Here is an 18,143-nt window from a genome sequence, read left to right as displayed (position 1 = left end):
CGGGCAAGGGCTAGGCCGGTGGGGAACTGGTTCTAGCCCTTTGCCTTTTCGCAGTTTGTGCCGCGGAGACGCTGTTTGTCGCCGCGGTTGTACCGTCATCGGGCCGCCCCCGGCCCATGCGCCAAGGAACTACAACCATGATGGTCTTGTACTCGGGCACCACTTGCCCGTTCTCGCAGCGTTGCCGCCTCGTCCTGTTCGAAAAGGGCATGGATTTCGAGATTCGCGACGTCGATCTCTTCAACAAGCCGGAAGATATCGCGGTGATGAACCCGTACGGCCAGGTGCCCATCCTGGTTGAACGCGATCTGATTCTGTACGAGTCGAACATCATCAACGAATACATCGACGAGCGCTTCCCGCACCCGCAGCTGATGCCGGCTGATCCGGTGCAACGCGCCCGCGCCCGCCTATTCCTGTTCAACTTCGAAAAGGAATTGTTCACGCACGTGTCCGTGCTGGAGAACGAAAAGGGCAAGGCTGCCGAGAAGAATCACGAGAAGGCCCGTGCGGCCATCCGTGACCGCCTCACGCAGCTCGCTCCGATCTTCCTGAAGAACAAGTACATGCTGGGCGAAGAGTTCTCGATGCTCGACGTGGCGATCGCGCCGCTGCTGTGGCGCCTGGACCACTACGGTATTGAGGTCTCGAAGAATGCCGCCCCGCTGATGAAATACGCCGAGCGTATCTTCAGCCGTCCGGCGTATATTGAAGCGCTGACGCCGTCCGAAAAGGTCATGCGCCGCTGATCGCCGCCGGGTCGCGGGCCGTGCCCGGGCTGAGCCTGCGCGCGGCCGAGCCCAACGGTCACTGATTTCATCATGTCGGAAACCTCCACCAAGCCCTATCTGATCCGAGCCATCTATGAGTGGTGTACGGATAACGGCTTTACGCCGTACATCGCTGTCTTCGTCGACAACAGTACCAACGTGCCGCGCGAGTTCGTCAAGAACGACGAGATCGTGCTGAACGTGAGCTTTGACGCGACCAGCCAGCTCGACATGGGCAACGAGTGGATCACGTTCCACGCACGCTTCTCTGGTGTGTCGCGCAAGATCGAGGTGCCAATCGAAAACGTGCTCGCCGTGTACGCGCGCGAGAACGGTCAAGGTATGGCATTCCCGGTGGAGCGCAGCACCCCGACGACACAGGCGGCGACCGAACGCGAGAACAACCCGCCGCCCAAGCTGGCCGCGGTGGATTCGGAATCGGCATCTGCATCCGTCCCTGCCGAAGCGGAAACGGGCCCGGAGGACGAGCCCACCCCGCCAAACGTGCCACGCATCGGTGGAAAGCCTGCGCTAAAGGTCGTCAAGTAACGCGTGTTAGGTTAGAATCGTGATTCTTTGCCGGCTTAGCTCATCTGGTAGAGCAGTTGATTTGTAATCATCAGGTGGCGGGTTCGAGTCCTGCAGCCGGCACCAAATGCAAAAGCGACTTCCGAAAGGAAGCCGCTTTTTCTTTGTCCGTCCACAATGCCTTGCGGCGCGAGGGGAAACCTCAACCCCGTCGCACCCAAATCACCTTGCCGTCCTGGATACCCAGATTACGGCGTTCTCCCCGATAGTCCATCGTGCCCGGCAACGCCTTGCCGTCCCGTTCGCTGACGCGCCACAGGCAGCCGTTCAGCAGCGTCGATGCGTCCTGCTCGGATTTGCCGATGAGTGTGTCGTCTGGACCAGAGGCGGCCGGGCATGTGCCCGCCGGTGGGGTGTATTCAGCCATGGATGCCTCGCCTCCGTTCTGGATTTGTTCTCTGCCGGTCGTCGAGCATCCGGCCAGGTTTGCAAGGGCGACAACTGCCATGAGCATCGATGCAATGCGCGCCATACAACCTCTCTTTCGATGTTTGAAGTGTTGTGCGGCCGAGTGCGATGCGTGAGCAGCGCGGTGCGCTCGGTCTGTCGCGGAAGCCTATCTACAGGGTCATTTAAGCAGGCGCGGCAGCCGGGTGCGAATGCCCACGACATGTGTTCAGCACATCGCAAAAAGGCACGTGCATTGTGCGGTGACGAGCGTACTTAGGGGGAGTATTTTCTGATGTGACCAAGATGCTTGCAAATGGCGCCCGCAAGCCAATTCCGCACCAGTCGTGGGTTTGCGGGGTATGCGCGTGTTGCCGGCCCGCAAAGCGCCTTTCACCCCCTCCAAAAAACGCTTGCCGAGTCCGAGAACACTTTGTTACTCTGCGCCCCGTCATCACTACGGAGATGTTCTCCATGGACAGTTGTTCTAGTCGATCTTCGATCGCACTCTGAACGGCTAGACAGTCTCGGCGCATCGTTTTCGCTTTGCGCCATCCACTGCCTAGCCGCATTGCACGGCGGGTAGTGGCACTTGCGCGGGTTCTCCGTTCAAGCCCATTCCCACAATTCGATTGTTTTACCGACACGGCCATGTAGCTGCGTGCGCGTTCGCGTTCGTGGTTTCCTGGGAGGATCGTGGTCGGCTCATGCCTACGTTCGTCATAGAAACGAACGGGGGAGGTCTCATGCTGTTTCTCTCGATGCTGCAATACGTATGGGTCGCAGTGCGTCCGCTCGTTCTGGTGCGTGCCGCCGCACTGCGTCCGTTCCGTCGTCCGGCCCTGCTGGCCGCGATGACCTCGTTCTCTGTTTTCACCCATGCAGCTCAAGCGCAAGAAGCCCCGGCTTCCGCGCCGGCTGCAGATGCACTGCCGATTGCTGGCGGTGAACTGGATGACCGCTTCGGTTTCCACGGTCAATCGACCTGGGTTTGGCAAGCCAAGCCCGCGTTCAAGTCTCCGTACAGTGGCGACAACAGCCTGACCGGCGACCGCGCGATCAGCTACTCGTTCAGCACCACGCTCGATCTGGGCATGCGGTTGTGGAAGGGCGCCGAGGTCCACTTCAATCCAGAAGTCGTGATGGGCAAGGCTTTCTCCGATCTGCACGGGCTTGGCGGCCCAACCAACGGGGAACTTGCCAAGGTCACCGGTACCGATCCGACGCTCTACCGCGCCCGCGTGTTCCTGCGCCAGACCTGGGGTCTGGGCGGCGACACCGAAAAGGTCGACGCCGACTTCAACCAGTTCGCCGACGTGGTGGACAAGCGTGGCGTGGTACTGACCGTGGGCAATTTGCCCGTGCTCGACGTGTTCGATGCGGTGGAGTACGCCCACGATCCGCGCACGCAGTTCCTGAACTGGTCGTTCATGACGCATCCGTCGTTCGACTATGCAGCGGATGCGCGCGGCTACAGCTGGGGGCTTGCGCTCGAGTACATCGATAGCGAGCTTGGCTGGGCGGTGCGCGCGGGCCGTTTCCTCCAGCCGGTGGAGTCCAACGGCTTGCCGCTCGACACGCGTCTTCTCAAGCATTACGGCGACATGCTCGAACTGGAGAAGAGCTACACGCTGCTCGGCCAGGAGGGCAAAGTCCGCCTGCTCGGATGGCGAAACTTCGCCCGTATGGGCCGCTTTGACGATGCTCTTGCGCTCGGTCAAGCCACTGCGGGCCAGCCCGATTTGAGTCTGGTGCGGCGTGAGCACGCCAAGGTTGGCGTGGGTTTGTCCTTCGAGCAAAAGGTGGGTGAAAACTTGGGCCTCTTCACTCGATTGAACTGGTCGGACGATAAGACGGAGACCTATGCTTTTACCGAGGCGGGGCGAAACGTGTCGTTCGGCGGTCTGCTCAAGGGCACGGCGTGGGGGCGCCCCAATGATGTGGTGGGTGCGGCATTTTCGCTGAATATGCTGGGCCCGGATCACCGCGCCTACCTGGCGGCGGGCGGCAGTGGCGCGTTCCTGGGGGATGGCGCGTTGAACTACGGCCACGAGCGCGTACTCGAATTGTTTTACAGCTTTCAGCCGGTCAAGGGCCTTATGCTCAGCCCCGATTTTCAATTGATCCAGAACCCTGGCTACAACCGGGACCGCGGCCCTGCCAAGTTTTACGGCATGCGCGTCCACGCCGAGTTCTAAGACTTACGGAGGACCCATATGGACAGTCCGAGTCGACCTTATCCGACATTTCTTTCCTACTAGGCGAGTCCGCCGCACGGTTGTTCCCTGCTGCTGACTTGCCGCCCCGGCAAGGCAGCGGTGTCTGCATCGCTCCTTGATTGTCTGAATCGGCCGCCTTGGGTACGACAACCCATGCGCGGCGATTGCCGCATGCCGCGCACGCGTTGTGCCCATGCGGTCAGGAGTTGTTATGCGCAAATTCACCATTCCCGCCCGTCGTTTCTCGACCATTGCGCTGCCGTTCAGCTCGCCGTTCGTGCAAGTCCGCGCTGGTGCGCCGGAGCGTGCCAACACTGCACCGGCCACGTCGGACCGCCGTGCTGATGACGGTGGCCAATCGCTCTCGAACCACGGCTACGCAGCAGCTGCCATCCGGCTGTCGCGCACCTACTGGTAATCCAACGACAGGTAATCCCTCACCCAATAACAAATCGGAGGTCGATATGACCCAAATTGCTACTGGCATCGACGCACCACCACGTCATGCCGCGCTTGATGAGGCGCATGTGGGCGACATTCGTGGTGCGCTCGGCACCATTGCGCACCACGATACCGGCGCGCGTGACGGCTGGCGTGCACGCTTGCGCACGCTCCTGGCCATCCTCGGCCCTGGCCTGATCGTGATGGTCGGCGACAACGACGCCGGAGCCTTCGGCACGTACACGCAAGCCGGGCAGAACTACGGCACCACGCTATTGTGGACGCTCATGTTGCTCATCCCCGTGCTGTACGTGAACCAGGAGATGGTGCTGCGCCTGGGTGCCGTCACACGCGTCGGGCACGCGCGGTTGATCTTTGCGCGCTTCGGCAAGTTCTGGGGCAGCTTTTCCGTCATCGACCTGTTTTTGGTGAATGCGCTGACGCTCGTGACCGAGTTCATCGGCATCAGCCTGGCGCTGGAGTACCTCGGCATCCCGCGACATTGGGGCGTTTGTGCAGCGGCGGCGCTGGTGATGTTGGCCGCGTCCACGGGTGACTTCCGACGGTTCGAGCGCTTTGCACTTGCGCTGGTGGCGGGCAGTCTCACGCTCATTCCGATCTTTCTGTTGGTGCATCCGCCGATGGGGCAGGTGGCGCGCGATTTCTTCGTGCCTGCTCTACCGGCCGGTACACCCTTGGCGGAAGTGATGCTGCTGATCATCGCCATCGTCGGGACGACCGTGGCGCCGTGGCAATTGTTCTTCCAGCAGAGCTACGTGATCGACAAGCGCATCACCGCCCGTTTCATCCGCTATGAACGCGCGGATCTGTGGCTGGGCATCGTCCTCGTGATTGCCGGCGCGGTGGCGATGATCGCCTTCAGCGCGCAGGCCTTTCACGGCACGCCGGAGTTCGGCAACTACACCGATGCGCTTGGCACGGCGCATGGCCTGGAGCGCCACTCGGGCCGCTGGGCCGGTGTCCTGTTTGCGATTGCGCTGCTGGACGCCAGCATCATCGGCGCCTGCGCGGTGTCTTTGTCGACCGCGTATGCGATTGGCGATGTGTTTGCCGTACGGCATTCGCTGCATCGCAAGCCGACGGAAGCCAAGGGCTTCTACGCGATCTACTTCGGGCTGACCTTGCTGGCCGCAGGATTGGTGCTGACGCCCGGCGTGCCGCTCGGTTTGTTGACCAATGCAGTGCAATCGCTGGCCGGCGTGCTGCTGCCAAGCGCGACAGTGTTCCTGCTGCTTTTGTGCAACGACAAGGCCGTGCTGGGCCCGTGGACGAACGGCCGCGCGATGAACCTCTTCACCGGCGCTGTGGTGGCGGTGCTGGTGATGCTCTCGGTCATCCTGACGGCGGCTGTTTTGTTTCCGGGGATCGGTGAATTCGAGATCGGCGCCATCCTGATCGGCGGTTCGCTCATCGCCGTGGTCATGTCGCTGGTGCTATGGCGCATCGAGCGACGCAGGCACCGGCCGCACCATCCACAGCGCGTGAGCGTGCTGGATCGCAATCACTGGACGATGCCGCCGCTCGAGCAGCTCACGCCTGCCCGTTGGACGCCGCTCAAGCGCACGTGGATGTTTGTGCTGCGCGGCTACCTCGTGGTGGCTGCGGGGCTGGTGCTGGTGCGGATTGCCGGGTTGCTCGCCCAATGAGGTCGTAGGGAAAAGCACAGGGAGGCCGCCTCGGAGGCCTCTCTCAGATGAGAATTGTTCTTATTATCAGCTCAATCTTTGGGCGCACATTTGGTGACAACGTCGGCTGCGCGCCACTGTGGCTGATTGTCGCAGTGCAACAACAGGCGCTTTCGATTGGCTTACCCGCAAAGCCACGTAAACCCTAGCCCTGCGGCTAGGAAACCACTTGTCAATCGACGTCGTTTTCTATTTGCCTGAGCGGATAGCGCGATCAAAAGCGCCGTCTGGCGGTAAGATCGCGCCCGCATTCCACTTCCAATCGCGCTCCCCCGACGGGCGCATGACGCAGTGCCTGCTCCGACCTTTCACGCCCCCGATCTGTCGTCCGCCGCTTTGTGCGACGCGGCGGAGTTCGACCTCGCCCGTGCCCGGCACGAGCGAAGCCCGCCTCGCCAACTGAGGGCGTTGGGTTCAGTTTCTCCCTGACCGGCGCCTGATGTGACCGAAGATCCGCTGCTGCACCTCAGCTGTACTCGAGGCGCCGGTAGTTCGGTCTTCTCTCACTTCCCGCGTTTCTCCCCTTGTGGCCGCTGTCCGGGCTGCTGGGCTCCTGTGATGTTGGTGCGCATCGCCGGCGCAATTGTGCAAGACATGAAGAACACACTCGTTCCACATATGAAGCGGCTCCTCGCCGCAAGCCTCCCGCTCCTGCTGGCGGGTTGCAACCTGACGGTCCTGGACCCGAAGGGGATGATTGCGGCTGAAGAAAAGACGCTGATCCTGGTGGCGACCGGCCTGATGCTGCTGGTGGTCATTCCCGTGATCGTGTTGACGCTGGTGTTTGCGTGGAAGTACCGCGCGTCCAACACCAAGGCCCGCTACGAGCCGGACTGGTCGCACTCCAACGCCATCGAAGCCGTGGTGTGGCTGATTCCCTGCCTGATCATCATCGTGCTGGGCGTGATCACCTACAAGTCCACGCACGCGCTCGATCCGTACAAGCCGATCGAATCGGATGTGAAGCCCATCACGGTCGAGGCGGTTTCGCTCGACTGGAAGTGGCTGTTCATCTATCCGGAATTGAAGATCGCGACGGTCAATCAGCTCGCATTCCCGGCCAATACCCCGATCAACTTCAAGATCACGTCCGACACGGTGATGAACGCGTTCTTCATCCCGCAGCTGGGTAGCCAGGTGTATGCCATGGCCGGCATGCAGACCAAGCTGCACCTGATCGCCAACGAGACGGGCGTGTTTGACGGCATGTCGTCGAACTACAGCGGCTCGGGCTTCACGGGCATGAAGTTCAAGGCCACGGCCATGACGAACGAAGAGTTCGATGCCTGGGTGAAACAGGTGCGCGCCTCGTCGCAGAACCTGACCAAGGAAGGCTACGCCGAGCTGTCCAAGCCGAGCGAGAAGGTGCCGCCCGCGGCGTACGCATCGGTCGACCCGATGCTGTATCACAGCATCCTGCACAAATACATGGACAAGATGGGCGAAGGGGAGAAGGTCCTGACGCTCGACGAGGCGCTCGAAGGCGCCAACTGCACGACGGCCACGGCTGAGGCGGCAACGCGCCCGCTGCCGGTGCAGTCCGCCCTGCCTGCGCCCAAGAGCGCGGCCAAGAATTCCTAGGAGTTGACGATGTTTGGCAAGTTGAGTCTGGAGGCCATTCCGCTGCACGAGCCCATCGTGGTCGTGACGGTGTCGGCCATTCTGCTGGGTGGCGCGGGCCTGTTCGGCCTGATCACCTATCTCAAGAAGTGGACCTACCTCTGGAATGAGTGGATCACCTCGGTCGACCACAAGAAGATCGGCGTGATGTACTGCATTCTGGCCATCGTGATGCTGCTGCGCGGCTTTGCCGACGCCATCATGATGCGCTCGCAACTGGCAGTTGCCTCGGGCGGCGGTGCCGGCTATCTGCCGCCTGAGCACTACGACCAGATCTTTACCGCGCACGGCGTGATCATGATCTTCTTCATGGCCATGCCGTTGATGACGGGCCTGATCAACCTGATCGTGCCGCTGCAGATTGGCGCGCGCGACGTGGCATTTCCGTTCCTGAACACGCTGTCGTTCTGGTTGGCTGCTGCAGGTGTGGTGCTGATCAACGTGTCGCTGGGCGTGGGCGAATTCGCTCGCACCGGCTGGCTGGCGTACCCGCCGCTGTCGGAGCTGGCCTACAGCCCGGGCGTGGGGGTCGATTACTACATCTGGGCCTTGCAGATATCGGGCCTCGGGACATTGCTGACCGGCGTGAACTTCGTCGCGACCATCTTCAAGATGCGCGCGCCGGGGATGACGCTGATGCGCATGCCGATCTTCACCTGGACCGCCCTGTGCGCCAACATCCTGATCGTGGCTGCGTTTCCGGTGCTGACCGTTGCGCTGGCGCTGCTGGGTGCCGACCGTTATCTGGACATGCACTTCTTCACGAACGACGGCGGCGGTAACGCCATGCTGTACGTGAACCTGATCTGGATCTGGGGCCACCCCGAGGTGTACATCCTGATCCTGCCGGCCTTCGGCATGTTCTCGGAAATCGTCTCGACGTTCTCGCGCAAGAAGCTGTTCGGCTACACGTCGATGGTGTGGGCGACTGCCGCCATCACCGTGCTGTCGTTCCTGGTGTGGCTGCACCACTTCTTCACCATGGGCTCGGGGGCGAACGTCAACGCGTTCTTCGGCATCGCGACGATGATCATCTCGATCCCGACGGGCGTGAAGATCTTCAACTGGCTGTTTACGATGTACCGCGGCCGCGTCGAGCTGAACTCGATGATGCTGTGGACGATCGGCTTCATGATCACCTTCGTGATCGGCGGCATGACCGGTGTGCTGCTGGCTGTGCCGGGCGCCGACTTCCTGCTCCACAACAGCCTGTTCCTGATCGCTCACTTCCACAACACCATCATCGGTGGCGTGGTGTTCGGTTACCTCGCGGGTATCACGTACTGGTTCCCGAAGGCCTTCGGCTTCAAGCTGGACGAGAAGTGGGGCAAGCGCGCCTTCTGGTGCTGGTTCGTGGGCTTCTACACCGCCTTCATGCCGCTGTACGTGCTGGGCTTCATGGGCATGACGCGTCGTCTGAACCATACCGACAACCCGGCATGGCAGCCGTGGCTGATCGTCGCCGTGATCGGCGCCGCGATCATCGCCTGCGGTATCGCTTCGCAGCTCATCCAGATCTTCGTGAGCGTCCGCAACCGTCACGCGCTGGCTGATCTGACCGGTGATCCGTGGGGCGGCCGCACGCTGGAGTGGGCGACGTCGTCGCCGCCGGCGCACTACAACTTCGCTCGCGTGCCGGTCATCCGTGACATCGACGCCTTTGCCGACATGAAGGCGCGCGGCGAGGTGCTGACGCAGGTTGCACCGAGCTACGAGAAGATCCACATGCCGAAGAACACCGGCGCCGGCTTCTTCATCGGCATGTTCTCGATCGTGATGGGCTTTGCGCTGATCTGGCACATCTGGTGGATGGCCGTGCTGGGTCTGGTCGGCATGATCGGCAGCTTCATCCTCCGCAGCAACAACGACGACATCGATTACTACGTGCCCGCTCACGAGGTTCACGAGACCGAGTCGGCCTACTTCCAACGTATCGGTTCGCAGGCTTAAACCATGGCTTCCAATGTTCTAGACGGTCACGCCGCGCACGGTCACGCGCACGGCCACGACCACGCGCATGACCATGCGCACCACCACGATGCCGCAGACACCAAGGTCTTCGGCTTCTGGGTGTACCTGATGAGCGACTTGATCATCTTCGCGTCGCTGTTCGCCACGTTCTGCGTCCTGCGCGGTGCGACGGCGGGTGGCCCGACGGGCAAGGAGCTCTTTGACCTGTCGTACGTGGCGATTGAAACCGGCATCCTGCTGGTGTCGTCCATCACCTATGGCATGGTGATGATCAGCCTGCAGAACGGCCGCAAGGATCAAGTGATGCTGTGGCTCGGCATCACGCTGGTGCTGGGCGCCGCGTTCGTCGGCATGGAAATCAACGAGTTCCATCACCTGATTGCTGAAGGCGCAGGCCCGAGCCGCAGCGCATTCCTGTCGTCGTTCTTCCTGCTGGTCGGCACGCACGGCCTGCACGTGGCGAGCGGCATGCTGTGGATCATCGTCCTGATGTGGCAGATCGGTGCCAAAGGCCTGACTCCGACCCAATCGACTCGACTGTCGTGCCTGAGCCTGTTCTGGCACTTCTTGGACGTGGTGTGGATCGGCGTGTTTACCGTCGTCTATCTGCTGGGAGCGATGTAATGGAACAGACCAACGCAACATCCGCCATCGCCCACGGCGAGGATCACGGTCATGCAGCCGGTGGCGCCGGCCATGCCACCGTGAAGGGCTACCTGATCGGCTTCGTGCTGGCGGTGATCCTGACGGCCATCCCGTTCAAGATGGTGATGGACGGCGGCTACTCGCACCAGACGGTGCTGGTGACGGTGATGGCTCTGGCGGTCGTGCAGATCGTCGTGCACCTGATCTATTTCCTGCACCTGGATGGCTCGTCTGCCCAGCGCTGGAACGTGATGGCCTTCCTGTTCACGCTGCTGATCCTGGCGATCGTCGTTGTCGGCTCGCTGTGGGTCATGCATAACATGAACGCCAACATGATGACGATGTAACGAGCCAGCCTGCCGCTGCATCGGAAGGGCGCCCCTGGTGGGCGCCTTTTCTTTTGCTCGAGCGGCCTTGAGCCCTGGGCTTGCCGTGCCCCGGCTTTGTTAAACTCGCCGGATTCCCCATTTCTGCGTTTCCCCCCGCAATTCCGCCATGTCACAGTACGTTTTCACCATGAACCGCGTGGGCAAGATCGTTCCGCCCAAGCGCCAGATCCTCAAGGACATCTCGCTGTCCTTCTTCCCCGGCGCCAAGATCGGCGTGCTGGGCCTGAACGGCTCGGGCAAGTCGACCGTGCTCAAGATCATGGCCGGCCTCGACAAGGACATCGAAGGCGAAGCCACGCCGATGCCCAACCTGAACATCGGCTACCTGCCGCAGGAGCCGCAGCTCGATCCCGCCAAGACCGTGCGTGAAGAGGTCGAGAGCGGCCTGGGCGAAGTGATGGATGCGCAAAAGCAGCTCGAAGCCATCTACGCGGCATACGCCGAGGAAGGTGCCGACTTCGACAAGCTCGCCGAAGAACAGGCGCGCCTGGAAGCCATCATCGCCGCCGGCTCCGGTGACAACGTCGAACTGCAGCTCGAAATTGCCGCCGACGCACTGCGCCTGCCGCCGTGGGATGCCAAGATCGAGCACCTCTCGGGCGGTGAAAAGCGCCGCGTTGCCCTGTGCAAGCTGCTGCTCTCCCGCCCTGACATGCTGCTGCTCGACGAGCCGACCAACCACCTGGATGCGGAATCGGTGGACTGGCTTGAACAGTTCCTCACGCGCTTTCCTGGCACCGTTGTGGCCGTCACCCACGACCGCTACTTCCTCGACAACGCCGCCGAGTGGATTCTCGAACTCGACCGCGGCCATGGCATCCCCTGGAAGGGCAATTACAGCTCCTGGCTCGATCAGAAAGAGACGCGCCTGAAGCAGGAAGAGTCGAGCGAATCGGCGCGCCAAAAGGCGTTGAAGAAAGAACTGGAATGGGTGCGCCAGAACCCGAAGGGCCGCCAGGCCAAGTCGAAGGCGCGTCTGGCCCGCTTTGACGAGCTGAACAGCCAGGAATACCAGAAGCGCAACGAAACGCAGGAAATCTTCATCCCGGCCGGCGAGCGTCTAGGCAATGAAGTGATCGAGTTTCAGAACGTCAGCAAGAGCTATGGCGATCGCCTGCTGATCGACAACCTGAGCTTCACGATTCCGCCGGGCGCGATCGTCGGCATCATTGGCCCGAACGGCGCCGGCAAGTCGACGCTGTTCCGCATGATCACGGGCAAGGAGCAGCCGGATTCGGGCACCATCAAGATCGGCCCGACGGTGAAGCTGGCTTACGTTGACCAGAGCCGCGATGCCCTCTCCGCAGACAAGACCGTCTTCGAAGAGATTTCGAACGGCTCGGACATCCTGACGGTGGGCCGGTATGAGACGCCATCGCGCGCCTACATCGGCCGCTTCAATTTCAAGGGCGGCGATCAGCAGAAGCATGTTGGCACCCTGTCGGGCGGTGAGCGCGGGCGTCTGCATCTGGCCAAGACGTTGATCTCGGGCGGCAACGTGCTGCTGCTCGATGAGCCGTCAAACGACCTCGACGTCGAAACGCTGCGTGCGCTGGAAGATGCGCTGCTCGAGTTCGCGGGCTGCGTGATGGTGATCTCGCACGATCGCTGGTTCCTCGATCGCATCGCCACGCACATCATCGCGTTCGAAGGCGATTCGCACGTCGAGTTCTTCCCGGGCAACTATCAGGAATACGAAGCCGACAAAAAGAAGCGTCTGGGCGAAGAGGGCGCGAAGCCCAAGCGCATCCGCTACAAGCCCGTTACGCGTTAAGCAGGCGCATCGGGCACAGGCGCGTCGAGGTTGCTGTCAAACTCGACGCGCTTGTGCGACCCGTCACAGAACGGCTTGTTCAAGGAGTGCCCGCAGCGGCACAGCCATGCCTGGCCTTCTTCTACGGCCAACTCGCGCCCGCCTTGGGTGGCGACCCGGAAGGTTCCCTTGATATGGTACGGCCCGTTGTTGCGGACCGTGATGACAACGTCGTCTGCCATGGCGGGTCCTCAGAAGAGCATGCCCTGCATGCGATACGCGAAGTGTCCGGGCTTGGCGTCGCGCATTAAAGCCATGAACTGATCCATGTCCATATGCACGACATTTTCGTGGTCGCCGGCTTCGAAGTAGACGTCGCCGTGGGCCATCAGACTGCTGTCGATGTAGGTGGGCATGCCGTAAGCCATGCCAACGGGTGGTACGGCGCCGGCATCGCAGTCCCGAAAGACTTCGCGCAACTCGGATTCATCCGCCAGTGTCAGGTCCAGGCGGCCAGTTTCCTTTTGCAATTCCGACAGATGCAGGTGATACGTCGATGGCAACACGGCCGCGACATAGCCGAGCTTGTCTTCGAGCAGCAGCGTCTTGGCCAGACGGTCGCCCGGGACATGTGCAGACTGCGCGGTCTCCGTGCTGGTATGGGTATGCGGATGGCGAATCACCTCGTACAGGCAGCCCTTGCTGCGCAGGCAGCCGTCGAGGGTGCTGGAGATCGACATGGCGTCCTCCCGTGTGCTGTGCGGCCGGCGGCGGGATTGCAGGGGGCCACTACGTCAGCATAGGTCGGTTTGCAGATTGCGCGGGCATTCGAGCGTACAAAAGCAACGGGCCGCTCGTGTGAGCGGCCCGTTGCCGATGTAGCTGCCTGTTGCCGCTAGGCGTTAGCGGTCCCAGCCGCGGTGCCAGCCGTGATCGTGGTGCCCTTCGTGTTCGTGCCATTCGCGTTCGCGCCACTCGTGGCGGCGCCATTCGCGCTCACGCCAGTCGTCGCGGTCACGATAGTAGCCGCCATAGATCACCGGGGCCGGGGCATAGACCGGGGCAGGGCGATATACCACGGGCGGGGGTGCATACACAGGTGCCGGGGCCACATACACCGGCGCAGGCACGCCGATCGCCACGCCGACATCCACATGCGCCAGCGCCGCCGTCGAGGCGCACAGCGCGGCGCCACCCAGAACGAATGCGAGCAGTGTGCGTTTCATGATGCTTCTCCTTACGGTTGCGAGGCCGGGGGCTACTGTGCCGTCGACTTCGTGAATCAAGTTCGTGATGCCATTCTATGAACCGTCGGGCGCTTCAGGTGATACGCAAATCCTACGGATGTAACGGGAAGTAAAACGCCCCACCGGCAAGACGCTGGTGGGGCGCGGCACTTCAAGTGGGGTGGCGCGTTCAGCCCTGTGCAGCTTCCCAGGCCGCACGCTGTGCAGGTGACGACCACACCGCCAGGTGCAGCGCCGACAGGGAGAATGGATCCGACAGCAACACCAGCTTCTGCTTGCCCGTGAGCTTGTCCGGGCCAACCTCCAACGCATGGCGCACATGTGCCTCACGCACGGCAATCAGGCGCCGGTCGTGCGGAAAGCGCGCCGTGCCGATCGCGCACATCAGCGCGTTGGTGACGGGGTCGACCACGGCTTGGCGGAAATCCGGCATCGGCGGCGCATTGCGCAGGTGCTTGCGCGTGGCGCGCAGCTCACGCGGCGGGCGCACTTCCTCGGGGATCATGAACAGGCGCAGCCGGCGCATGCGGCGGCCCAGGCTCACGCGGCTGGAGAACACCGACAGCGGGATCGACACGATGAGCGCACCCACGACCGGCGACAGCCACCACAGGAAGCTCGGGTTCAGCCAATACACGATTGCAGCCCAGACGATGCCGATGACGGTGTGCAGACCGTGGCGGCGCACGGCGTCGCCCCAATGCGTCTGTGCGTCTTCGCGCGGGGGCGATTTCCAATGCACCTTCCAGCCGAGGAACGCGGCGGTCACAAAGCGCGTGTGGAACAGCATGCGCACCGGCGCCGCCAGCACCGAGAATGCCGCCTCGATCGCCATCGACAACGCCAGGTGGATCGCCCCGCCAAAGCGTTTCGGCCCCTGCGCCCACAGTACAAGCACGCTCAGGATCTTCGGCAGGAACAGCACGGTGGCGGTGGCAGAAAACAGCGCGGCGGCTTTTTCCGGATGCCACTCTGGCCAGATCGGGAAGAGCTGGCGGGGCTGCGTGAAGTATTCCGGCGCGATCAGCGTGTGCTTGGCCAGCAGGGCTGTCGACAGGATCAGAAACAGGAACCACAGCGGCGCCGACAAATACGCCATCACGCCGGTGATGAACACCGCGCGGTGCACACGGTGAAAGCCCGGCGCGCCGAACAGGCGGAAGTTCATGAGGTTGCCGTGGCACCAGCGGCGGTCGCGGCCCAGTTCGTCGAGCAGGTTGGGCGGCATTTCTTCGTAGCTGCCGTCGAGGTCGTAGGCGATCCACACGGCCCAGCCGGCGCGCCGCATCAGCGCGGCTTCGACAAAGTCGTGCGACATGATCTCGCCGGAAAGCGAGCCCTTGCCAGGAATCGGCGCCAGCGCACAGTGCTTGATGAACGGGTCCAGCCGGATGATGGCGTTGTGGCCCCAGTAGTGCGATTCGCCGAGTTGCCAGTAGTGCAGGCCGGCGGTAAACAGCGGCCCGTACACGCGCGTGGCGAATTGCTGGATACGCGCGTACAGCGTGTCGCGGCCGGCGGCGCGCGGCGCGGTCTGGATGATGCCCGCGCTGGGCGCGCCTTCCATCAACTGCACGAGGCGCGTCAGGCAATCGCCGCTCATCACGCTGTCGGCGTCGAGCACGATCATGTAGCGGTACCGGCCGCCCCAGCGCCGGCAGAAATCGTCGATGTTGCCGCTCTTGCGCTTCACGCGGTGGCGGCGCCAGCGGTAGAAGATGCGACCGAAACCATCGAGTGCACGGCAGATGTGCAGCCAGGCATCGGCCTCTGCCGTGCGGATGTCCGGGTCGCCGGAGTCCGACAGTACGAAAAAGTCGAAGTGCTCCAGATGCCCCGTGCGCTGCAACGATTCGTACGTCGCGCGCAGCCCCGCGAAGACGCGCTGCACGTCTTCATTGCAGATCGGCATGACGATGGCCGTGCGTGCGTCGTCGGGAATCGTGGCGTCGGGTGTGGCGCGGCGCGAGATGACGAAGCGGTCGCCGTGGAAGGCCAGCAGCAGGAAGCCGGTGATGGCCGTCCAGAAGCCCGCCGACACCCAGCAGAACAGCACCGCAAACAGCACGATGATGATGGCTTCGAGCCAGTCGGCGCCGTGGTACGGCAGCACTGTGCTCATCGCCCAGGTGGCAGCGATGGTCTGCGCGATCATCAGTGCGAGCAGCGTCAGGCGGCGGCGCGCCCCCACGAAGCGCCAGATGCCTTTCGGGTCGGGCGAGTCGGGCGCTTCATACGGCACCGGCTTCTGGCCGCCGTGCATCCAGCGGTCGATGGCCTTGCGCGCGCGCCAGATCGGCCCAAGCACCCACGGCCACGGCACCATCGAGCGACGCGCAGGGGTGGGCCCCGTGTCCAGATGGATGCGGCCTTGGCTGTCGTGCTCAAGCGGCGGTGCGGGTTCGGCAGAAGGCTCGGTCGACGCGGCATTGGCGCGTGTGGCGCCATAAGCGGCGTCCAGACGCGAGCCTACGGAGGCGTAGGCCGGCGCATCGGCGTCAAGCGAGGTTGTCTGCGCCGGGTCGAGCCGGGCCAGTGCGCGATGCAGCTTGGCAAGCGCCGCTGCATCGTCGTCGCCAGCGGTGATGCCCGCGTTGTGCAGCAGCGCAGCACGCGCATCGGCCGCCAGCGGCAGCGCTTCAAGGTAATGGTCTGCCACAGACTGCGCTGTAGCGGGGCTGGTGGAGGGGGCCGTGCCGGGAGCACGGCCAGTCTGGGCTGTCGTCACGTTCAGCCCGGAGGTAACAGGTAGCTCCACGTCTCGGAGAGTCCGGTGCCGCCGCTGCGCAGGTAGCCACGCAGTTCAACGGGTTTATCGTCGTCGACCCGCTTGAGGCGCACGGTCACGCGCCAGCCGCCGGTCGCGGTGTTGGGTTGGCCGAAGATCGATTCGATCTTGCCGTTGGCATCTGCCGAGAACACCGGCTCAACCGGTGTATTCGGCGCCAGCTTGGCCAGTGCGGGGCCTTCAAAGTCGACCACGAAGGCGATCGTATCGTCGGGCTTGCGCTCGTCGGGGCGCTTGGTGGTCCAGCCGTGCGAGCGGCGCGTCTGCGTAACCCATGCCAGCGCTGGCTTCTTGTCGGCATCCTTCTGCCACAGCAGGCGGTATTCAAGGTTGAACGGCTGATGCGGCTTGGGCGGGTTCTCGGGCACCCAGTAGGCGACCACATTGTCGTTCGTCTCGTCGGGCGTCGGGATCTGCACAAGCTCCACGCGGCCCGCGCCCCATTTACCGACGGGCTCGACCCACGCGCTCGGGCGCAGTTCATAGCGGTCGCCGATTTCCTGGTAGCTGGAGAACGCGCGGTCACGCTGCATCAGGCCGAAGCCGCCCGGATTGGTCGTCCCGAACGAGCTGACCAGCAGGCGCTTGGGGTTCGTCAGCGGACGCCAGATCCATTCACCCGTGCCGGAAAGCACCGACAGGCCGTCGGAGTCGTGCACCTCGGGGCGGAAATCCAGCGCAGGCGCCGGCTGATTCTCGCCAAAGAAGAACATGCTGGTGAGCGGTGCGATGGCCAGCTTGCTCACGTTTTCGCGCATGTACACCTGCGCCTTCACGTCGACCGCCGTATCGCTGCCCGGCTTGATGACGAAGCGGTAGGCACCCGTGGCGCGGCGCGAGTTCAGCAGCGCGTAGATCGTCAACTCCTTGGCGTTGGCGGCGGGGCGTTCGATCCAGAAATCGGTGAAGCGGGGGAATTCCTCGCCCGAATTGAGCGCGGTGTCGATGGCCAGACCGCGCGCGGACAGGCCGTAGACCTGCCCCTTGCCGATGCCGCGGAAGTACGACGCGCCCAGGAACACGATGACTTCGTCCTTGTACTTGGGCGTGTTCATCGGATAGTGCACGCGGAAGCCGGCAAAGCCGAGCTTCTGCACCTGTTTCGGATCGAGCTTGACCGGGCCGTAGTCGAACAGGCGCGGATCGAAGCGGATTTCGCGCACGCCGGCGGGCGACACCTCGTTGATCTTCACAGGCTGGTCGTAGTACGAACCCTCGTGGAAGAAGCCGAGTTCGAACGGCAGCTTGTCACGGCGCCAGTAAGCCTGGTCAGACTTGAAGCGGATTTCGCGGTACTGGTCGTAGCGCAGCTCGCGCAGTTCGCGGGGCAGGGTATCGGCGGGCGCCTGGTACGGTTTTGCAGCCAGTTGCTTGGCGCGTGCGGCCACATCGTTGAAACCGAAGGCCAGCGCCGCATGCGCCGAAGCCAGCGCCAGCAGGCCGACGGTCAGCCGCGCATAGCGGGCTACCGAAGGGGCGCATACAGCGCGGGCGGCTGACGGCGTGCGGGAGGAAACAGCGGAGGGAATGTTCAAAATGAGATCGCGTCTATGCGGCGGGCCGAGGAACGTGACGCTTCGGTCCTGCCGGTCATTCGTCTGTGCCGCCGAGATTTTACC

16 protein-coding genes and 1 tRNA gene are annotated in these 18,143 nt (G+C 62.9%); 11 read left to right on the top strand and 6 right to left on the bottom strand.

Features of this window, described 5'->3' with window-relative positions:
- Positions 1-137 precede the first annotated feature (137 nt).
- From RP6297_RS13225 to RP6297_RS13215, 3 genes are all read left to right on the top strand, one after another.
- Complete coding sequence (locus RP6297_RS13225; protein ID WP_004634649.1) at positions 138-749, top strand: glutathione S-transferase N-terminal domain-containing protein; 612 nt, start codon at positions 138-140, stop codon at positions 747-749.
- A gap of 72 nt (positions 750-821) precedes the next feature.
- Positions 822-1,319 carry a ClpXP protease specificity-enhancing factor gene (locus tag RP6297_RS13220; protein WP_009241963.1) on the top strand — a complete coding sequence of 166 codons (498 nt, stop codon included), beginning with the start codon at positions 822-824 and terminating at the stop codon, positions 1,317-1,319.
- A 29-nt stretch (positions 1,320-1,348) separates the two neighbouring features.
- Positions 1,349-1,424 (top strand) — tRNA-Thr (locus RP6297_RS13215).
- Positions 1,425-1,500: 76 nt separating this feature from the next.
- Here RP6297_RS13215 and RP6297_RS13210 read toward each other — a convergent pair.
- Positions 1,501-1,830: a hypothetical protein gene (locus RP6297_RS13210; protein ID WP_009277669.1), complete on the bottom strand. Its 330-nt coding sequence runs from the start codon at positions 1,828-1,830 to the stop codon at positions 1,501-1,503.
- A gap of 661 nt (positions 1,831-2,491) precedes the next feature.
- On the opposite strand from RP6297_RS13210, the gene RP6297_RS13205 reads away from it, so the two are divergent.
- The 8 genes from RP6297_RS13205 (at position 2,492) to ettA (ending at position 12,510) form a co-directional block, all read left to right on the top strand.
- On the top strand, positions 2,492-3,943 hold the full coding sequence (locus tag RP6297_RS13205; protein WP_009241965.1) for a carbohydrate porin: 1,452 nt from the start codon (positions 2,492-2,494) through the stop codon (positions 3,941-3,943).
- A 232-nt stretch (positions 3,944-4,175) separates the two neighbouring features.
- On the top strand, positions 4,176-4,382 hold the full coding sequence (locus tag RP6297_RS13200) for a hypothetical protein (RefSeq protein WP_009241966.1): 207 nt from the start codon (positions 4,176-4,178) through the stop codon (positions 4,380-4,382).
- 46 nt (positions 4,383-4,428) lie between these two features.
- On the top strand, positions 4,429-6,072 hold the full coding sequence (locus RP6297_RS13195) for an Nramp family divalent metal transporter (protein WP_009241967.1): 1,644 nt from the start codon (positions 4,429-4,431) through the stop codon (positions 6,070-6,072).
- 657 nt (positions 6,073-6,729) lie between these two features.
- On the top strand, positions 6,730-7,692 hold the full coding sequence (gene cyoA / locus RP6297_RS13190) for a ubiquinol oxidase subunit II (protein ID WP_086003206.1): 963 nt from the start codon (positions 6,730-6,732) through the stop codon (positions 7,690-7,692).
- Between the two features lie 9 nt (positions 7,693-7,701).
- The gene (gene cyoB / locus RP6297_RS13185) at positions 7,702-9,681 is read left to right on the top strand and encodes a cytochrome o ubiquinol oxidase subunit I (RefSeq protein WP_009241969.1); all 1,980 of its coding nucleotides are present in this window, start codon (positions 7,702-7,704) and stop codon (positions 9,679-9,681) included.
- Positions 9,682-9,684: 3 nt separating this feature from the next.
- Positions 9,685-10,326: a cytochrome o ubiquinol oxidase subunit III gene (cyoC, locus tag RP6297_RS13180; protein WP_009241970.1), complete on the top strand. Its 642-nt coding sequence runs from the start codon at positions 9,685-9,687 to the stop codon at positions 10,324-10,326.
- Complete coding sequence (locus RP6297_RS13175) at positions 10,326-10,694, top strand: cytochrome o ubiquinol oxidase subunit IV (protein ID WP_004634669.1); 369 nt, start codon at positions 10,326-10,328, stop codon at positions 10,692-10,694. The genes cyoC and RP6297_RS13175 overlap by 1 nt, the downstream gene beginning before the upstream one ends.
- A gap of 148 nt (positions 10,695-10,842) precedes the next feature.
- A complete protein-coding gene (gene ettA / locus RP6297_RS13170) occupies positions 10,843-12,510 on the top strand; it encodes an energy-dependent translational throttle protein EttA (RefSeq protein ID WP_009241971.1) in 1,668 nt (555 codons plus the stop codon).
- Here ettA and RP6297_RS13165 read toward each other — a convergent pair.
- The 5 genes from RP6297_RS13165 to RP6297_RS13145 form a co-directional block, all read right to left on the bottom strand.
- The gene (locus tag RP6297_RS13165) at positions 12,507-12,731 is read right to left on the bottom strand and encodes a CDGSH iron-sulfur domain-containing protein (protein WP_004634673.1); all 225 of its coding nucleotides are present in this window, start codon (positions 12,729-12,731) and stop codon (positions 12,507-12,509) included. The genes ettA and RP6297_RS13165 overlap by 4 nt on opposite strands.
- Positions 12,732-12,740: 9 nt before the next feature.
- Positions 12,741-13,229 (bottom strand): aminoacyl-tRNA deacylase, encoded by a 489-nt coding sequence (locus tag RP6297_RS13160; protein WP_004634675.1) that lies wholly within the window; start codon positions 13,227-13,229, stop codon positions 12,741-12,743.
- Positions 13,230-13,391: 162 nt separating this feature from the next.
- Positions 13,392-13,715 (bottom strand): hypothetical protein, encoded by a 324-nt coding sequence (locus RP6297_RS13155; RefSeq protein ID WP_009241972.1) that lies wholly within the window; start codon positions 13,713-13,715, stop codon positions 13,392-13,394.
- A gap of 190 nt (positions 13,716-13,905) precedes the next feature.
- Positions 13,906-16,494 (bottom strand): glucans biosynthesis glucosyltransferase MdoH, encoded by a 2,589-nt coding sequence (gene mdoH / locus RP6297_RS13150; RefSeq protein ID WP_009241973.1) that lies wholly within the window; start codon positions 16,492-16,494, stop codon positions 13,906-13,908.
- Complete coding sequence (locus RP6297_RS13145) at positions 16,467-18,059, bottom strand: glucan biosynthesis protein G (RefSeq protein ID WP_009241974.1); 1,593 nt, start codon at positions 18,057-18,059, stop codon at positions 16,467-16,469. Before RP6297_RS13145 ends, mdoH begins: the two co-directional genes overlap by 28 nt.
- Positions 18,060-18,143 lie beyond the last annotated feature (84 nt).

The organism is Ralstonia pickettii, assembly GCF_016466415.2.
Classification (GTDB): Bacteria; Pseudomonadota; Gammaproteobacteria; order Burkholderiales; family Burkholderiaceae; genus Ralstonia; species Ralstonia pickettii.
This window is presented reverse-complemented; position numbering and strand designations above follow the sequence as displayed.

What these genes read in the sequence shown, in the direction of transcription:
- RP6297_RS13195 (WP_009241967.1), top strand. Translation starts at nt 4,429, where the DNA reads ATGACCCAAATTGCTACTGGCATCGACGCACCACCACGTCATGCCGCG.
- RP6297_RS13165 (WP_004634673.1), bottom strand. Translation starts at nt 12,731, where the DNA reads ATGGCAGACGACGTTGTCATCACGGTCCGCAACAACGGGCCGTACCAT.
- RP6297_RS13205 (WP_009241965.1), top strand. Translation starts at nt 2,492, where the DNA reads ATGCTGTTTCTCTCGATGCTGCAATACGTATGGGTCGCAGTGCGTCCG.
- RP6297_RS13220 (WP_009241963.1), top strand. Translation starts at nt 822, where the DNA reads ATGTCGGAAACCTCCACCAAGCCCTATCTGATCCGAGCCATCTATGAG.
- RP6297_RS13225 (WP_004634649.1), top strand. Translation starts at nt 138, where the DNA reads ATGATGGTCTTGTACTCGGGCACCACTTGCCCGTTCTCGCAGCGTTGC.
- RP6297_RS13160 (WP_004634675.1), bottom strand. Translation starts at nt 13,229, where the DNA reads ATGTCGATCTCCAGCACCCTCGACGGCTGCCTGCGCAGCAAGGGCTGC.
- RP6297_RS13200 (WP_009241966.1), top strand. Translation starts at nt 4,176, where the DNA reads ATGCGCAAATTCACCATTCCCGCCCGTCGTTTCTCGACCATTGCGCTG.
- cyoC (WP_009241970.1), top strand. Translation starts at nt 9,685, where the DNA reads ATGGCTTCCAATGTTCTAGACGGTCACGCCGCGCACGGTCACGCGCAC.
- ettA (WP_009241971.1), top strand. Translation starts at nt 10,843, where the DNA reads ATGTCACAGTACGTTTTCACCATGAACCGCGTGGGCAAGATCGTTCCG.
- RP6297_RS13210 (WP_009277669.1), bottom strand. Translation starts at nt 1,830, where the DNA reads ATGGCGCGCATTGCATCGATGCTCATGGCAGTTGTCGCCCTTGCAAAC.
- cyoA (WP_086003206.1), top strand. Translation starts at nt 6,730, where the DNA reads ATGAAGCGGCTCCTCGCCGCAAGCCTCCCGCTCCTGCTGGCGGGTTGC.
- cyoB (WP_009241969.1), top strand. Translation starts at nt 7,702, where the DNA reads ATGTTTGGCAAGTTGAGTCTGGAGGCCATTCCGCTGCACGAGCCCATC.
- RP6297_RS13155 (WP_009241972.1), bottom strand. Translation starts at nt 13,715, where the DNA reads ATGAAACGCACACTGCTCGCATTCGTTCTGGGTGGCGCCGCGCTGTGC.
- RP6297_RS13175 (WP_004634669.1), top strand. Translation starts at nt 10,326, where the DNA reads ATGGAACAGACCAACGCAACATCCGCCATCGCCCACGGCGAGGATCAC.